This is a genomic window from Kurthia gibsonii (assembly GCF_006539985.1).
GTDB classification, from domain to species: domain Bacteria; phylum Bacillota; class Bacilli; order Bacillales_A; family Planococcaceae; genus Kurthia; species Kurthia gibsonii.
On the sequence record NZ_BJOB01000043.1, the window covers coordinates 1 to 17,591 of the forward strand.

The window sequence follows — 17,591 nt, forward strand, 5'->3', positions numbered from 1 at the left end:
TTTTGTCTTATTTTGTAGATCTATTCTTTTATTTCGATAAACGAATTAATATTAAAATATTAATTATAATAAATATCTCTATTCTTTTACACACTGAATTATTACATTTTTCAAAACAATTTCACATTTACTTCACATTCTCTTATTTTGATGTGATAAAAATCACATCTATATTATGTCGTTTTGACTAAACTATGGATAAGCATACACAGAAAGGAGATTTTTATGCATAAAGAAAAAAATACATCCGATTCAAAGTTAAAAGGAACTTTTTATCTCTCTATAACAGTCGGTATCATCATAATCATCATTTGGTTTGTATGCTTCGCTATTTTTATGAATCGTTTCTAATCTAGAGGAGGTTTACACCCATGTATTTGCATAAGTATGAAAAGTATTGGCTCATGTTTGGTATTGGCTCATTAATTATTTTTCTATTAATTACTGGTCTAATGGCATTAAATAATAGTCATGAAACACCTAATTCACAAAAAACAATTAATCCTGAAAAAGTGAGTGAAATCGCACCATTTAATAAGCCAGGTGTCTATAAAGTAGCAGGAAAGGATTGGGATTATGAAGTGGTGGTAGTAGCATCTGCCTTTTTATATGAACCATCGGAAATCAAAATTCCTGTGAATTCTAAAGTGAAGTTTATTGCGACCTCTAAAGATGTTGTGCATGGATTTGAAATTGCTAAAACAAATATTAATATGATGTTAGAGCCCGGACATATTTCTGAATATACAACTACCGTCAATAAAAAGGGCGAATTTTTAGTTGTTTGTAATGAATACTGCGGGATGGGACATGCTGAAATGCATGCAGCATTAAAGGTGGTGGATTCTAAATGAAATCTTTACAAATCAATTTACGCGATTGTAAGCTAGCACTTGCCTACCTTCTTTTCGCTTTTGCTGCTTTATTAATTGGTGGGATTGCCGGTTTAGTACAAGTATTCGTGAGAAGTGGCGCACTCGAACTTCCCTACTCTATTGGCTATTATCAAGTATTAACTATACATGGCGTTCTTCTAGCACTTGTCTTTACAACCTTCTTCATTTTTGGTTTTCAAACAGCCGCTATGAGTCGTGTAACAGGAATATTTTCTTTTAAAGAAAGATGTTTAGGCTGGATTGGTTTCGGGGTAATGTCTACTGGGACAGTTATGGCTGCTACAATGGTTTTATTAAATGAGGCATCTGTACTTTATACATTTTATGCGCCACTACAAGCACATTGGGTTTTTTATGCTGGACTTTCACTTGTCATGATAGGCTCTTGGATTGCAGCATTTGCACAAGCTCATCGTTACATACAATGGAAAAAAGAAAATCCAAAACAGCTTACACCGCTACTCAGCTTTATGGTCGTATGTAATAATTTAATGTGGTTTGTTGCTACAATTGGTGTCACAACTGAATTATTAGTTCAATTACTTCCATGGTCACTTGGTTGGATGGAACGTGTAGATGTGTTATTATCGCGTACACTTTTCTGGTCATTTGGTCATGCACTTGTATATTTTTGGCTCTTACCTGCTTACATGGTTTGGTATATCGCCGTGCCAAAAATTATCGGCGGAAAGATTTTTTCGGATGCACTTGCCAGACTTTCGTTCATCTTATTCGTATTATTTTCCGTACCGGTTGGCTTACACCATCAATTAACTGAACCTGGTATCGGTGGTTCATGGAAGTTTTTACAAGTTATTTTAACGATGATGGTTGTCATTCCCTCTTTACTTACTGCTTTTTCACTATTCGCTACATTTGAACTACGCGGTCGTGAGTTAGGGAGTAAAGGACTCTTTGGATGGTTAAAAAAGTTACCTTGGTCGGACGCTCGTTTCTTAGCACCTTTTATCGGTATGCTTGCCTTTATTCCTGGCGGTGCTGGAGGAATTGTTAATGCATCTTATCAAATGAACCAATTAATTCATAATACCATTTGGGTGACAGGGCATTTTCATTTAACAATTGCTACAACGGTCACATTGACATTCTTTGGGGCCTCTTATTTCTTAATTCCACATTTAACAGGTCGACAATTAACAAAAAAAATAAACAGACTTGGTCTAATCCAAACAGTTTTATGGGCAATTGGTATGTTGATTATGTCAGGTTCGATGCATATTGCTGGTTTGCTTGGCGCACCAAGACGCTCTGCATTCTCAGTATATGGAGGTGCTGAAATTGCACAAACATGGATTGGCTACCAAATCGCACAAGCTGTTGGTGGGACTATTCTATTTATTGCCATTTTATTATTTATGTATATACTTGTTCAAATGCTTTTCTTCGCACCGAAAGGTTTTGAAGTATTCCCAGTAGCAGAAGTTGCAAATCATGCTCAAAAAACACCTGCTATTTTAGAAAACTTTAAACTATGGATCATCATTTTAATTGCGCTATTATTAATTGCTTATTCATATCCAATTTACGATATTATTTCAAATGCACCACTTGGTTCAAAGGGATATAAATTGTGGTAATTTTCTAGCTCGTTCGAATGATATTCTAATATAAGTTTGATTTTTTCATGATTTACCTTTAGACTTATGTTACGATTTAGTGAATATAAAAGCGTGAATTTGTTGTATTCCCGCTGTTTTATGACAAAAAATGCTAATTCAAATAGGTGTAATATCTATTTTATGGTAATTTTTTAGTAAAATTTTAAAGAGATAATTCACTAAATATTAACGTTATTTGTATAATGGCAGTTCTCTATTGATTGCATTGCTTTTTTCTAGTATGTACTTATAGGCAAAGGTTCTTCATCGGAAAACGCACAGCAAAATCATACATAGCATGTATTTCACAGGGACTCAAAATATAGATAACTTATTTATTTTGTCGTCATCTTTTGTCATGTGAGAAACTTTTCGAAATAGCCCAGCCAAACGAGTCCATTATTTTTTGGACAATGTGAAGTTGAAATACTTTGCAACTCAAAATATCATCTTTTGAGAATCACCATCAGTATTAACCAATTTTTTAAAAGGGGAGATTTACATGCAAACAACGATCCATGAATATAAGAAGATGAATAATAGCTCTCTTTATGTAAGCGATTATTATCAAGAACTCTTTTATATGAATATTGTTGAGGTTCCATTATTAGAAGAAATTTTAAAAAAGAAGACCACAACAAGTGCATACTACCCTACCTTATATAGAGATATCTGGTTTATGATTGAACAACCTTACGAAGTCGTTCAGTTTAGCGAGAAGGTAGATTTTTCAAATGAAGTACTTGCAGAAATTTTAAAAGCTATTTACGAACATCCAACCTTCCACATTATTCACGATATCAATCGCCTTGAGAAGGGCAGCTCTTTTATGAACGCTCTTTTATTAACAGAAATGGTATCCGTTATGATTGATGGCGATTTAGAAATTCTATTTGACGTGAAAAATAATCGTGAAACAATCAATTTGGCTACATTTATTGACGAACATTTAGAGGTGGGGAATTGCCTAGAATGTGCTGCACAATCGATTTTACATTCTTCTAAAGAACTACCAATTTATTTTGATATGAATATGTTTGTAGAATTACCAATTACAGAAAAGACACAATACTCACTTGAAGTTCTCCAAGAAACAAATTTATTGGAAGATCTTAATTCGTATAAAGAAGTCTATATGTAAATTAGTTATTCTACTTTGTTTGAGCGCACTTTATAGCGCTCTTTTTTTATACTTTTTTACATTGTAATGTAATTCTACAAACTGACCATATGTTTTTGTTTGCTGTAATGTTAATTCTAAGGGTGAGAAATCTGGTTTAAAAAGAGGAATTCCTTCTCCTAATAAAATTGGTGCAATTGTAACAATAATCTCATCGATTAAGTGTTGATCTAAAAAAGAATAGATGAGTTCTCCTCCACCGACAATCCAAAAAATATCTTGACCTGACTGTTGTCGTAATGTATGAATAAGTGATGCTACAGGCTCTTTTGTAAAGTGAATATCTTGCATATCTTGAAGCTGTCGATGCGTATAAACGTAACACTGTTTTTCGTATAAGGCTATTCAGATAATAATTAACTGATTAACCAATCAAATACCTTTTTGCCAAAAATAACGGTATCGACTGTTTCATAAAATTGTAAGTACCCATTATCTCCTTTACCTTCCACCTGTTCTAGTCAATCAAGTGACTCTTCTTTTGTTGCGATATAGCCATCTAAACTTGACGCAATAAAAAGACGTACTTTTCGATTTTCCATACCCATCACTCTTTTCTTAATCGCTTGGGTTTTCTATTATAAAGTAATAAAACCTTAAAAAGCAAACAGAAATCACACCAATTTAAAAATAAATATTTTTCACTTTTAAAACGCATATTCATTCATACATGTTGTAACATAGAAAAAGGCTTTGACAAGTTAGTACATGTCAAAGCCTTTTTTCTATTTTTCAAAAGTCGGTTTTACTGCAAAAATCGGTTCAATCTCAGGTAGGTTTTTCAATTCCTCTTCATTCATTAAAATATGAATTGTACCATGATCATTTGTTGTACGAATTAAACGGCCCATACCTTGTTGTAAGCGAAGAAGCATGAATGGTAACTCCACTTCAACATATGGATCATCTGCGAATGAACGCTTCGCATCAAATAATGGATCACTCGGTGGGAATGGTAAATCTACAATAATCACACGTGTTAATGCTTCTTCTGGTAAGTCGAGTCCCTCCCATAAATGGTATGAACTTAGCGTATGTAATTTACCTGCTTGGAAATCACGTACTAATGACGATAACTCGCGATCACCTTCAAAACCAATTGTTGCTTTTTGTTCGTCCGTTAAAACATCTTTAAACGCTTGCATCGCTTGTTTTGATTTGAATAATAATAGAGTTTGCTCCGTTGATTCTTCTAATAAAGAGGCAACGCGCGCTACTTTTTCAGCTTGTTCAAGTTCATGAACATGAATCTTCATTACTTCTTCATAATCAAATGGTGATTCTACAGAGAATGAGTTGTATTTTTTAATTCCTAAGCTATACGCAATATAACTAAAGTCTTTATTAATGGATAGAGTAGCCGAAGAAAAGACATATGGAATTTTTTTAGAGAATAGTTTCTTCTCTAATACTTCTGTAATTAAATGTGGCATGATAACTAATGTTTCTTCGCCATCCGTTTCTTCTAACCAGTCAATCGCATTACTTTGCGACACAAAGATGCGCATTGCAGCTTCATATTGGTCTAAAAACTCTTCTGCCATGCGTAGCTCGTATTCTGGAATAACATACATTTCAGATTCAAAGACGAATTCTTCCATTAACTCGTCAATTGTTTCAATCACTTTTTGACCTAACTTCATTAGCGTTGGACTTTTTTGAATTCGTTTACGCTCATCATCCGTATCAATTACATCATCACGTAATTGGTCAAAGAATAATTCATGACCATCTTGTAATTTTTCCATCAATAATAAAGTTTTTTCACGTAGTCCATCAACCATTAAACGATCTAATAATTTCACGATTGTGTAATCTTGAATTTTGTTCGTCATTGCTTTTTGCGCGGCATATTCAAGAAGGTGTCCTTCATCTAATACAATCATCGATACTTCTGGTAATAACGGTAATTGCCCTTCACGTTCACGCGACTCTTTCGTTGCCGTATGTTCCATTAAGAAATCTTGTGAGCAAATAATTAAATCCGTCGCTTCGCGGTAATGTGCACGATGTAATGTTTGACCACAACGATTACGGACATCACAAACCTGACATTGTTGGATATAGTTATAATTCACATGTTGCCATTCTTCATCTGAAATATTTGGATAATCACTGCGTGCACCATAAAGTCCTAATCCACCAGCACCATACACGCCTTCTGGAATCGACACAGCAATCTCATCTAGGTATTCTCCATCCATGAATTGCTCTGCTTCTTCATAGCGTTTTAGACATAAATATTGGTCACGCGATTTTGCCAAGCGTACGTCAATATTTAAATCTAATAATTTTTGCAGTTTATAAATGTCGCCGCCTTCTTTAACTAATTGGTCAATTAGCGTCTCATCTGCGCATGCAATTAATGCAGGTTTACCTGTATAACGAGCATACGTAATAGCTGGTAATAAGTACGCAATGGTTTTCCCTGTACCTACACCTGCTTCCGCAAATAAAATAGACTTTTCACGTAATACTTTTTCTATTTGATAAGCCATAAAAATCTGCTCATCACGACATTCCAATCCTTTTTCCGGAAGTTCATCGTATAATACGTCACCCATCCAGTCGCCTAAAGAATCAAAGAATGATTGTTCTTTTGATAATTCAAATGGTAGTGATTGTCGCATACTATCTACCCCTCTCATCTACTATGTTTCAACACAAAGGGAGGCTGTCTAAATAGACAACCTCTCTTGTTTTTATTTCTTCTGTGATTTGCGTCCCCAGAATTGATAATAATCTGTTCGAATGAAACCATTGAACAATTTACGTTTTTTTGTTGCACGTCGACCATATAGCTCTTCAAAATTCTCCATTGAAGATAGCATATAAACAGACCATGTTGGATAAGCTTTCATCATATGACCAATATCACTAATCATTTGTTCGATTGCTTCCACTTCACCAATACGTTCACCATAAGGTGGATTTCCAATCATAACTCCATCTTCAGCGTGTGTTGTAAAGTCTAACACTTGCATTTGTTTAAAGTCAATCAATTCGCCAAAACCTGCTTCAAGTGCATTACGTTTTGCAATTTCTACCATGCGGTGATCAATATCTGAACCTGAAATTTGAAGTGGTTGGTCATAATTTGCAGCTCGGTCTGCCTCATCACGTACTTCATCCCAAATCTCTTGTTTCATAAATGGCCATTCTTCGCTAATAAATTCACGATTATAACCCGGTGCAATGTTTTGTCCAATCATCGCTGCTTCAAGTGCAATAGTACCTGAACCGCAGAAAGGATCTACGAATGGACGATTTGGTGTCCATTTTGAAATATATACAAGTGCTGCAGCCAATGTTTCTTTTAATGGTGCTTCACCTTGTTCTGTTCTGTATCCACGTTTATGAAGACCAGCGCCTGATGTATCAATTGTTAGTGTCGCCATATCTTTTAAGATTGATACTTCAATTTTGAATTTCGGTCCTGTTTCTTCTAGCATACCTAAACGGCCATGTACTTTTTTCATGCGCTCAACAATTGCTTTTTTCGTAATTGATTGGCAATCTGGCACACTATATAATTTTGATTTTACAGACTTACCTGTTACAGGGAACTCTGCATCAACTGGCATAATTTTTTCCCAAGGTAATGCTTTAACACCTTCAAATAATTGATCAAATGTTCTTGCTGGGAAAGAACCTACAACGATTTTTACACGATCTGCTACGCGTAACCACAAATTAGTACGTGCAATATCACGCTCTTCTCCTTCAAAGTACACTTTTCCGTTTTCTGTACGTGTTTCATATCCTAAGGCTTTTAGTTCATCTGCTACAATGGCTTCAAGTCCCATAGCTGCTGTAGCTACTAAATTAAATTTTGTCATGCTTATTTCCCTTCTATCTCCAATTTCCAAAATTCTACGTAATCAATCGCCTCTTCTAATGGCAACGGTTTAGAATAATAATATCCTTGAATCATATCACAGCCCATATTTCTTAGCAATTCCACTTGTTCTTTTTGTTCCACACCTTCTGCAATGACTTTCATATGCAAACGATGTGCCATTTGAATAATGGCATCCACAACTGCCTGCTTCTCATTAACAGAACCAATTAATTGAATAAAGCTACGATCAATTTTCAAATGGTTTAATGGGAACTGTACTAAATATGACAATGATGAATACCCCGTGCCGAAGTCATCAATCGATAATTTAAAACCTAATTGCTTCAACTGAATTAGTCGACGAATCGTTTCTTTTTCATTATTCATCACCGTTCTTTCCGTTAATTCAATTTCAAAATTTCTTGGAGAGCAATTATTGCGTTGTAAAATTTCTTGAATCGATTCAATAAAGTTTGGTTGATGGAAGTGAATGCTTGAAATATTAATAGCGATTGGAATATGACCGTAACCTGCACGTTCTAAGGCTAACCAATCTAGGCATGCTTTTTCAATAATGACCTCACTTAGAGGAATAATTAATCCGACTTCTTCTGCATACGGAATAAAATCATTTGGCGGTACAAAGCCAAGGGTCTCGTTATACCAGCGAACCAATGCTTCAAAACCAATGATTGTATTTGTCGTTAAATCAATTTTCGGTTGATAATGTAAAACAAACTCTTTATTTTTAATTGCTCTACGTAATTCATGATCAATTAATAAACCGCGATTCGTTCCAATATTCAGTTCGTCAAAATAAAAAGCAAATTGATTACGCCCATTCTTCTTCGCATATTCCATTGCCTTCACTGCTTTGTTAATCAGAATTTCAGTATTATGTCCATCTTCTGGATACAAACTAATCCCGATTGTGGCCGTTGTGTAGAGTATATGTTCATCAATTAAAAACGGTTCTTCAAATGTTTCAATAATCTTACTTGCTAGTTGAACTGCTTCTTTCGGATGGTGAATGTGTGCCAAAGTAATAACAAATTCATCACCGCCATAACGCGCTAGTATATCCTTGTTGCGAATAAACGGTGTCAACCTCTGTACAACTTCCGTTAATAATTTATCACCAATCGAATGACCTAATTCATTAATATGACTAAAACGATCCATGTCTAAAAATAGCAATGCATGTTCAAAATTTTTCTTTTCAGAAGCTTCTAAGAGCACATTCATGCGGTTCATAAATGAATAGCTATTTTCAGAACCCGTTAATGTATCTGTATTCATTTGAATTTGAATTTCACGCTCTGCAATTTTCTTTTCCGAAAGGTCTTCAAAAATACCACAATAATGTGTTGTATCCCCATCATCATTTTTAATTGCAATAATTGTCAACCATTCAGGATAGACATCACCTGTTTTGCGACGATTCCAAATTTCTCCTGACCATTTACCTGTTGCATAAATCTCTTTCCACATCTTATCGTAAAAACTTTTTGCATGTATTCCCGACTGCAGCAAGTGCGGTTTGCTCCCTAATGCTTCCCCTGCACTATAGCCTGTTACAAATTCAAAAGCTGGATTAATGGCAAGTATCACTTTATCTGCATCTGTAATCATGACACCTTCTGATAAATGGTCAAATAATGCCCACATTGTTTCAGGGCAGATTGGACTATTACCATCTAATTTTTCGCTATATAAACAGTCTTTTTTTTTCATTTTGACCCCCGCATCCATATATGAAATCTATCTATGTATTTTAGTAAGAAAGGCTCTCCAACTATAAAATCGGAGAGCCTGACTAATCATGTTATAAGAACATCATAAGGAACTGTAAGCCATGTTTTGTGCCCTTCGTACTCAAACAGCTAAAAGCCTCGTACTACTCGGGTAGTAATCATCTATCTATAGATATGCAAGCATACCTATCTCTCCATCCATTCATTTCTTTCAGGAGAACGCCCCTACCATAATTTGGGTTGCTCACTCGTGGGGTTTACCTCGTTCCACTCGTAAAGTTTCCTATACGAATTCGTCACTGTGGCACTTTCAGAAAGTTTCAACCATATTCGAAAACTTAGGTTTTCCTTTCGCCGTTAGCATTGCTGCTACCTCCGCTTATGATTTCGCGAAGCACGAACACTACGTTCATCTCAGAATCGTGTGAGCATGGACTTTCCTCAACAACGTCAAAGCGTTGCAGCGATTACTCATTCGCTTATTGATGTTATTTACATTATATGCGCAAAAACAGTATAATTCAATATTTAAACTATGTTTTTAAGGAAATCACGCATTAATCATATAATTTATCACCGAATACATGTTTTTCAAGATTCGCAATGCGCTTTAAGATATCATAATTTGTTGCGCCCATACCAGATGGTGCAACTGTTGTAGGTGAATTTCTTCTTGTACTTTCAGCTTGTTCAAGCTCTTGTTTTAATAAATTAATTTCTTCTTGTTTTTTCAATAATACTTTTTCAAAGTTTTCATAGTCCATAATGATTTCATCTAAAAATTGATCGACCTCATCTTGACTATATCCTCGAATACCTGTTTTAAAATCTTTATCTAAAATCTTTTTAGCTGATAATTTAATGTCCATCATCATAATCCTTTCAACTTGTAATAAGTAATTCCATTATAGCATATACTTCTTTGAAATCATGGATAAATAAGGGGTTTCTCTATTTCATACCTTGTTTTTTTCGAATGCGCAAAAATCGTTTTTCAATCGCTTCTCTTTTTCGTTGTTGCACATCTTTTTTAAATAATAAAGACTGTCTTACTCGAAATAATGCGTTGAGCGTATGTTTTTCGGCTTCTTCTAAATCATGTAGTTGGTGTTCATATAATTTTGCGAGTCCAAGGGACGCTTCAATCCACTGACGCTCTTCTAAATATGGCAAAGCTTTTTCATAACTTTCAGCCGCTTCGGCGTATTTTTTTTGCTTTTTTTGCTGAATGGCTAATAAATAGTACGCTTCTGCCGCTTCATTTGTTGCATAATTTTCTGTCACATTTTCCAATAAGCTCTGACTTGAATCAAGTTGTTTTAAGTCATGATACCATTTTCCGATATTCGTATGCACAATTGCGTGCTCTTGATTTGCTTCTGAGAATACGAGTTCTGTCGCTTGAATAAATAGTGTAATTAATGATAGTAAATCGTATTCGTTATGACGTAACACTTGAAAAAGCATGTCATGGTCACCACTTCGAACTGCATCTAAATAGACCATGGGTGCTAAATGACCAGGTAAATCGTCAATACGCTGAAAACCAAGTTTTTGTTGTTCAACCGTTGTCAATTTCATTCGACTTAAATCATTTTTCCAAATACGTTTTGAACTGTGGAACAAATCAATTTGCTGATGTTCACGTAATGGTGGCAAATGTTCTCGATTTAATGTCCAACGCGTTTGTAATTGTGGCCAGTCAAAACTCTTTCCATTATATGTCACAATTGTTTGGTTTGCTTGCCAAAATTTCGATTCGAATAAAAAAGCCGCTTCATTCGCCGGGTCTGCTAAAATATATTGTTTCAACACAAACCCATCAGAAGTTTCTTCAAGTAACCCATTTAAAAAGATATGTGTTCCGACACCTTTCAAACCGGTTGTTTCTGTATCATAAAATACGATTTTTTCATCTGATGTCATTTTCAAAGGATGTTCTTGTTCATAGACTTCCCACGCTTCAAGTGCTTCATAAAATTGGCCAAGCCGATACTTGCCATGTTGGTGATTAAACGCATAATGTGTTTCTCGTAAAAAAACCGTTCCAAAATCATTTTCAATCTGACTTAAACCAGCTTTCTCCCACTTTTCTGTATAAAAAGGCGGAAGAGGTTTTTGATAAGGTGTTTTTTCAGTCTTCGCTGTTTTCGTACCCTTTTTTAACATTTGCTTCATTTGCAAAATCTTCTTCTCGTAAGACATCGTCCATCAATTCCTCTAATAAAAATGATTGTAAAAAATGAAGTACTTGATCTTTTGTATTTCCCGTTTGATCTTGAGCACCAATACATGCTGGACAGCCAATTTGGCATGAACATCCCTCGACATGTTCATATACATGTTGAATTAATTGTTCCCATAAGTCATAAATACGCTCGCTCAGTCCAATACCGCCTGGATAACGATCGTAAATAAAGAAAGTTGGTTCACCATTATGAATAGCTTTCACTTGTGGTACAACATGTACGTCCGAACGGTCTGACTGAATATACAGTGGAATAAAGCTGTTCATTGCGTAGGCAACACCTAGCATCGCACTATTTAAGTCATCGTCTGTCCAATCATCTGGCTGTTTGAAATGTAACCATGTGCCTGATGTATGCAATTCTTCTGGCGGTAGATGAATTGGACCTGAACCGATATTATCATGCGTATTAAATCGAATTTTCTTGAAGATGGTTGCATTCGCTAATGTCATTAAATCACCAAAAGCTACATTTGCTTTTCCTAGCTGACGCACACGATCTTCTGAAATCACTTTTAATTCTACTGCTAAATTTGCATCTGTAAAATAATTCACATCCACTTCTGTTACATAGGCTTTCTTTTCTTCCCAATCAAGCTTTTCAACTTGATATTGTGTGCCTTGATGTATATAGATGGCTTCTTCATGTAATAATGTCATCGCACTATAGCGGTCCATCTCACCAATTACTGTTGTATTCCCTTTTATCGTTTGATCAATAATCACAACATTTTCTTGTGATGCCGAGCGTAAACTAATATCATGCGCTGGGAATCTGTCTGTCATCCAGTGCCATGTATCGGTTGTCTTTAGTAAAATTTTCTCCTCAGCTAAATATTCCAATAAATCATCTACATCAAACTCCGCATAGTTCTCTCCTTGTTTAAAAGGTAATTCAAATGCCGCACATTTTAAATGATCCATTAAAATCAGCATATTCTCTGGATACACACGCGCTTCTTCTGGTTTATTACCGAGTAAATAATCTGGGTGTTGAATAATATATTGGTCGAGTGCTGTTGACTGCGCTACATAAATAATAAGTGCATCATCTTGCCTACGACCAGCTCGTCCTGCCTGTTGCCAAGCACTTGCAATATTCCCTGGATAACCTGTCATAATACATGCCTGTAATTGACCAATATCAACACCTAGTTCCAGTGCATTCGTCGAGATAACCGTTTGGATTGTCCCGTCTCGTAGTCCTTTTTCAATCTTCCGTCTCTCAGAAGGTAAATAGCCACCTCGGTAACCACGCACGGATTCATCTTGAATATTTTGTGCTGTTAATGATTTTAAATACGTTACAAGCATCTCCACACGTACACGACTTTTTGCAAAAATAATTGTTTGAATTTCAGATTCATATAATTTACGTGCTAAATCCTTTACTTCTAAAATCGCACTTCGTCTAACACCAAATGTCTCGTTAACAATTGGTGGGTTATAGAATAGGAATGTTTTCTTTCCAGCTGGTGCACCATTATTCGCAATCAGCTGATGTTTTGTATTCGTAAGATTCTCTGCTAATTCTTTTGGATTTTGAATTGTTGCGGAAGTGCAAATAAAGATTGGGTTACTTCCATAATAATCACAAATTCGCTTTAATCGTCTTAGTACATGCGCAACGTGCGAACCGAATACCCCTTTATACGTGTGGAGTTCATCAATGACAATGAATTGAAGGTTTTCAAAAAGCGAAACCCATTTTGTATGATGCGGTAAAATCCCCGAATGCAACATATCTGGATTCGTCATGACGATTTGTCCTGCTTTTCTCACCTTTTGTCGAATACTAGGTGATGTATCACCATCATATGTGTAACTTAAAATTTCCTCATCCATCGCTTCAATCATCGCATTCATTTCTGACTTTTGGTCTTGTGCTAATGCCTTCGTTGGAAACAAGTAAAGCGCACGTGTTTTTGATTCTTCCAAGATTCGTTGTAACACAGGTAAATGATAACAAAGCGACTTTCCTGAAGCTGTTGGTGTGACAGCTGTAAAAGACTTTCCTTCCATTGCATAATCGAATGCCTCGCGTTGATGGGTATAGAGCTGTTCAATCCCTCTTGATTGCAGCGCTTTTTTTATAGATGGATGTAATTGTTTAGGAAATGTCGCATAGCTTGCTGGTCGTTCTGGTAAGACACGCACATGTTGTACACGATTTTGCATCTTCGGATCAGACTGCCATTGTTCAATTAGTTCTTTAACTGTCTTTCTTTCTCGAATCATGTTGCACCTCCTCCAATGTGCGCAAATACGTTTCAAATGTAAATTTCGTCGATTGAATCGATTGAATGAATCTTTTTTTACTCGTTTTCACATAAAAAGATTGAACGACAAATTGTTCCATTGCATCACTCGCATGTTCAACTTGCGACATATGTAAATACTTTGGATGATTTGTTTCTATAAATTGTTTAGATAACTCCTTCCACTTTTTTAGCTTTGCATGAACTTCATCTGCATAAGGCTTTACTTCTGTATAAAAATCAGCATCTTGCTGTTGTTCGCGTATATTCATAAAACGTTCATAGCTTCGATCACACTCTAAATAAAGTGCTGTTGTTAATTCTTTTAGCATTTGTTTTATCTCCTTCTCGCATCTTCTTTCTATTTTAACAAATTCATACGCTTTACACTACTAACGTAGGCGAACGAATATTCCTTTTTCGTTCATTTATCTCACTTTACCATTTGCAAAATATGCTTGTTATTGCTACTATCTTTGGGTAGTGTTTTAAATTTACGCATTGTGAACTTCTCAATGTTTGTAAAGAACGAGGTGAATCTTTTGGCGATTCGATATCCTAATGGCAAAAAATATGTACCTGCGACAGAAAAGAAAGCATCTTCTAAAAAACAAGTCAAAAAAGACCTAACTTTTAGCAATCGTGGGAAAACGTTAGAAGATATGATTGATGAAGCAAATGCTTATTATTTAACCGTTAAAGAAGCAGTCATCCATAAGAAACCTGTTCCTATTCAAATCGTCAATGTAGAATATCCGTCGAGAAGCGCTGCTGTAATACGTGAAGCTTATTTCAGAACCCCTTCTACAACGGATTATAATGGTGTATATAAAGGGCATTATATCGATTTTGATGCGAAAGAAACAAAAAATAAAACATCTTTCCCACTGAAAAATGTGCATCTACACCAAGTGACACATATGCGTGCAGTAACAGCTCAAGGTGGGGTTTGTTTTTTTCTCATTCGCTTTTCCATTTTAAATCGATCTTTTGTATTGCCATTTTCTATTTTGAACGCTGCATGGGCAGAGATGGAAAAAGGTGGGCGTAAATCGATTCCATTTGATGTTTTCGAACAAGATGCAATTGAAATAAAAGAAAGTTACAGTCCACAGCTTGATTATTTAAAGGCTGTAACAGTTTTACTTCCTTTATAATAGGAAGTGAGAAAGAGAGGAGATTTTTGTGGATAATAGACGATATAATTCACGAGAAGAACGAAAACGATTAGAAAATGAACAAAGAAAAAGTAGAGGTCGTTCATCTTCTAAAAAAGTGAAATCAGCAAAGCCTAAAAAGTCATGGCTAAAACGAATTGTATTAGCTGTTGTGGCTTTAGGTGTAATTGGATTACTACTAGGCGGGGGGTTGTTTGCTTATTATGCAGCAACAGCACCTAAATTAGATGAAGAAACATTAAAAGATCCTGTATCTTCGAAGTTCTACGATAAGAATGGAAAAGAATTCTATACAATGGGAACGGAAGAACGAGAGCATGTAAAGTTTGAAGATATCCCGAAACAAATGCAAGATGCGATTCTTTCTACAGAAGATGCGCGTTTTTACGACCATCATGGGATTGATTTTTATCGTTTAGGTGGAGCTGTATTAGCCAATTTCCGCGATGGTTTTGGTTCACAAGGTGCAAGTACAATTACACAACAGGTTATTAAAAACTCATTCTTTAATAACGGAAAAACGATTAAACGTAAAGCACAAGAAGCGTATTTATCAATTCAATTAGAGCGTGAGTATAACAAAGATGAAATTTTTGAAATGTACTTTAATAAAGTATTAATGAGTGGACGTATTTATGGTTTTGGTACAGCAGCTAAGTATTTCTACGGTAAAGATATTGATCAATTAACATTACCACAGATGGCTTTATTAGCTGGTATGCCACAATCGCCAAATAACTATAATGCATTTAAAAATCCAGACTTAGCTGAAAAGCGTCGTAATACCGTTTTAAAATTAATGTATAACAATAAAAAAATTACAAAAGATGAAATGGAAGCTGCAATGAAAGTTAGTGTAAAACAAGGGCTACTTCCAGAGAGCAAACGTATTGCGAACAATAGTTCAAAATATGATGCCTTCATCGATGTCGTATTAAAAGAATTAGCTGAAAATGGCGATGAAAAAGCGCTAGAAGATGGTATTAGTATTTATACAACACTTGATCCTGAGGCACAAAAAGTTGTTGAAAAAACAATTAACAACGATGCAAACTTCCCAACAAAAGATATTCAAACAGGAATTTCGGTTGTTGATACAGAAACAGGGGCAATCGCTGCAGTTGGCGGTTCTCGTGATTATGGTCCAGAACGTGGCTTCAACTATGCACAAGCTCTGAAAACACGTCAACCTGGTTCAACAATGAAACCAATCATGGATTACGGTCCAGCGATTGAATATTTAAAATGGAGTACGGGACACATACTTGTCGATGAACCGATGAACTACTCTGGAACATCACAAGCAATCAACAACTATGATAACCAATTTAAAGGTGCATTAACGATGCGTGAAGCACTATACAACTCACGTAATATCCCAGCGATTAAAGCCTTTAAAGAAGTAGGTACTTCTAAAGTAAAAGAGTTTATTAGTGGTTTTGGCTTAAAACCTGATGATTTATATGAATCTGATGCAATCGGTGGTGGTTCAGTAAACCTTTCACCAATCGATATGTCAGCAATCTATGCTTCATTTGGAAATAACGGAATTTACACAAAAGCCTATTCAATTAAAAAGATTGTTTACCGCGATGGAAACACAGCGAAAACATATACACCTGAACCACAAGCTGCGATGAGTGACTATACAGCTTATATGCTAACAGATATGATGCGTGATGTTGTAAGTTCAAAATCTGGTGCATCTGGTGGGGCTGCAGCTGTACCAGGACTAGATATTGCAGGTAAAACAGGGACAACTAACTACACAAGTGAACAGTTACAAGAATATGGTTTACCAAGTAACGCGGTACCAGACTCATGGTTCTCTGGTTATACAACGCGCTACTCGATGTCTGTATGGACAGGCTATTCTAGTCGTAAACAAGGGATTGTATCCCCTCAAGAACGACAACTAGCTCAAAATTTATTCCGTATCATTATGAGCCAAATTTCTGCAGGTAAAAATACACCGAACTTTAAACAACCAAGCTCTGTTATCTCTTCAGGCTCTGAATTATATGTTCGTGGCACACAAGCACCTGTTGAAAAAGAAGAAGAAAAAGACGAGAAAGTTTCTGCTCCAACAGGTTTAAGCGCAACGTATGATGCAGATTCAAAAACTGTATCTTTATCTTGGAATAAAAGTGATACAGATGGTGCTAAATATCGTGTGTCTGTAGATGGCAAAACCATTACAACAACAGGCGATACAAAAGCCTCTTATCGTGTTCCTGAAGGCGCTACTTCTCTAACCTTTAGCGTTGTAGCAGTTGTGGATGGCAAAGAAAGTGCTAGTGCTTCTGCTACTGTAAAAATTGCTGAAGAACCAGAAGAGCCAGCAGTAGACGAGCCAGATCAACCTGAAACAGACCAGCCTGATGAAACACCTGAAACCGATCAACCTGAAACAAATCAACCTGGTGATAACCAAGGTGATAATCAGAATGACAATAATAACGGGAATAATAATGGAAACAATGGGAATAACGGCAATGGAAATCAGAATGATACCAATAACGGAAATACAACTAAACCTGAAAAACCTGCTGAACCAGACCAACCCGAAACAGATGAACCGGCTGCTGAAAATAATCAAGGTAACGGAAATTAATGT

The 17,591-nt window shown here is 35.8% G+C and carries 13 protein-coding genes and 1 other RNA gene; 5 read left to right on the forward strand and 9 right to left on the reverse strand.

Translation table 11 applies throughout. The features are described from left to right. Positions 1–371: 371 nt before the first annotated feature. The 3 genes from KGI01_RS11210 (at position 372) to KGI01_RS11220 (ending at position 3,656) form a co-directional block, all read left to right on the forward strand. On the forward strand, positions 372–854 hold the full coding sequence (locus KGI01_RS11210; protein WP_141274747.1) for a cytochrome c oxidase subunit II: 483 nt from the start codon (positions 372–374) through the stop codon (positions 852–854). Next, entirely contained in the window at positions 851–2,494 is a 1,644-nt protein-coding gene (locus KGI01_RS11215; protein WP_141274748.1) for a b(o/a)3-type cytochrome-c oxidase subunit 1, read from the forward strand. The genes KGI01_RS11210 and KGI01_RS11215 overlap by 4 nt, the downstream gene beginning before the upstream one ends. A gap of 523 nt (positions 2,495–3,017) precedes the next feature. Continuing rightward, positions 3,018–3,656: a hypothetical protein gene (locus tag KGI01_RS11220; RefSeq protein ID WP_141274749.1), complete on the forward strand. Its 639-nt coding sequence runs from the start codon at positions 3,018–3,020 to the stop codon at positions 3,654–3,656. A 30-nt stretch (positions 3,657–3,686) separates the two neighbouring features. On the opposite strand, the gene KGI01_RS14105 is transcribed toward KGI01_RS11220, so the two are convergent. From KGI01_RS14105 to KGI01_RS11265, 9 genes are all read right to left on the reverse strand, one after another. After that, the gene (locus KGI01_RS14105) at positions 3,687–3,986 is read right to left on the reverse strand and encodes a dihydrofolate reductase family protein (protein WP_255314782.1); all 300 of its coding nucleotides are present in this window, start codon (positions 3,984–3,986) and stop codon (positions 3,687–3,689) included. Positions 3,987–4,420: 434 nt separating this feature from the next. Then, on the reverse strand, positions 4,421–6,325 hold the full coding sequence (locus tag KGI01_RS11230; RefSeq protein ID WP_141274750.1) for an ATP-dependent DNA helicase: 1,905 nt from the start codon (positions 6,323–6,325) through the stop codon (positions 4,421–4,423). A 72-nt stretch (positions 6,326–6,397) separates the two neighbouring features. Next, on the reverse strand, positions 6,398–7,534 hold the full coding sequence (locus KGI01_RS11235) for a THUMP domain-containing class I SAM-dependent RNA methyltransferase (protein WP_141274751.1): 1,137 nt from the start codon (positions 7,532–7,534) through the stop codon (positions 6,398–6,400). Between the two features lie 2 nt (positions 7,535–7,536). Continuing rightward, complete coding sequence (locus KGI01_RS11240) at positions 7,537–9,270, reverse strand: putative bifunctional diguanylate cyclase/phosphodiesterase (RefSeq protein WP_255314783.1); 1,734 nt, start codon at positions 9,268–9,270, stop codon at positions 7,537–7,539. Positions 9,271–9,380: 110 nt separating this feature from the next. Continuing rightward, an RNA gene (rnpB, locus tag KGI01_RS11245) (RNase P RNA component class B) lies at positions 9,381–9,769 on the reverse strand. 78 nt (positions 9,770–9,847) lie between these two features. After that, on the reverse strand, positions 9,848–10,165 hold the full coding sequence (gene gpsB, locus KGI01_RS11250) for a cell division regulator GpsB (RefSeq protein WP_068454286.1): 318 nt from the start codon (positions 10,163–10,165) through the stop codon (positions 9,848–9,850). Between the two features lie 76 nt (positions 10,166–10,241). After that, a complete protein-coding gene (locus tag KGI01_RS11255; protein WP_255314784.1) occupies positions 10,242–11,468 on the reverse strand; it encodes a ribonuclease H-like domain-containing protein in 1,227 nt (408 codons plus the stop codon). Beyond that, complete coding sequence (locus KGI01_RS11260) at positions 11,425–13,776, reverse strand: DEAD/DEAH box helicase (RefSeq protein ID WP_141274753.1); 2,352 nt, start codon at positions 13,774–13,776, stop codon at positions 11,425–11,427. Before KGI01_RS11260 ends, KGI01_RS11255 begins: the two co-directional genes overlap by 44 nt. Then, positions 13,751–14,128, reverse strand: coding sequence for a YppE family protein (locus KGI01_RS11265; protein ID WP_141274754.1), 378 nt, complete (start codon positions 14,126–14,128; stop codon positions 13,751–13,753). Before KGI01_RS11265 ends, KGI01_RS11260 begins: the two co-directional genes overlap by 26 nt. 210 nt (positions 14,129–14,338) lie before the next feature. Here KGI01_RS11265 and recU point away from each other — a divergent pair, with 210 nt between their 5' ends. Both recU and KGI01_RS11275 read left to right on the forward strand, forming a co-directional pair. Further along, positions 14,339–14,953 carry a Holliday junction resolvase RecU gene (gene recU / locus KGI01_RS11270; protein WP_141274755.1) on the forward strand — a complete coding sequence of 205 codons (615 nt, stop codon included), beginning with the start codon at positions 14,339–14,341 and terminating at the stop codon, positions 14,951–14,953. Positions 14,954–14,981: 28 nt separating this feature from the next. Next, on the forward strand, positions 14,982–17,588 hold the full coding sequence (locus KGI01_RS11275) for a transglycosylase domain-containing protein (protein ID WP_141274756.1): 2,607 nt from the start codon (positions 14,982–14,984) through the stop codon (positions 17,586–17,588). The last annotated feature ends 3 nt before the right edge of the window (positions 17,589–17,591 follow it).

Bases quoted from the DNA above. Each gene is read 5' to 3' on its own strand.
- KGI01_RS11220 (WP_141274749.1), top strand. From the start codon at position 3,018: ATGCAAACAACGATCCATGAATATAAGAAGATGAATAATAGCTCTCTT.
- KGI01_RS11260 (WP_141274753.1), bottom strand. From the start codon at position 13,776: ATGATTCGAGAAAGAAAGACAGTTAAAGAACTAATTGAACAATGGCAG.
- KGI01_RS11240 (WP_255314783.1), bottom strand. From the start codon at position 9,270: ATGAAAAAAAAAGACTGTTTATATAGCGAAAAATTAGATGGTAATAGT.
- KGI01_RS11235 (WP_141274751.1), bottom strand. From the start codon at position 7,534: ATGACAAAATTTAATTTAGTAGCTACAGCAGCTATGGGACTTGAAGCC.
- KGI01_RS11265 (WP_141274754.1), bottom strand. From the start codon at position 14,128: ATGCTAAAAGAATTAACAACAGCACTTTATTTAGAGTGTGATCGAAGC.
- KGI01_RS14105 (WP_255314782.1), bottom strand. From the start codon at position 3,986: ATGCAAGATATTCACTTTACAAAAGAGCCTGTAGCATCACTTATTCAT.
- KGI01_RS11230 (WP_141274750.1), bottom strand. From the start codon at position 6,325: ATGCGACAATCACTACCATTTGAATTATCAAAAGAACAATCATTCTTT.
- gpsB (WP_068454286.1), bottom strand. From the start codon at position 10,165: ATGATGATGGACATTAAATTATCAGCTAAAAAGATTTTAGATAAAGAT.
- KGI01_RS11255 (WP_255314784.1), bottom strand. From the start codon at position 11,468: ATGAAGCAAATGTTAAAAAAGGGTACGAAAACAGCGAAGACTGAAAAA.
- KGI01_RS11210 (WP_141274747.1), top strand. From the start codon at position 372: ATGTATTTGCATAAGTATGAAAAGTATTGGCTCATGTTTGGTATTGGC.
- KGI01_RS11215 (WP_141274748.1), top strand. From the start codon at position 851: ATGAAATCTTTACAAATCAATTTACGCGATTGTAAGCTAGCACTTGCC.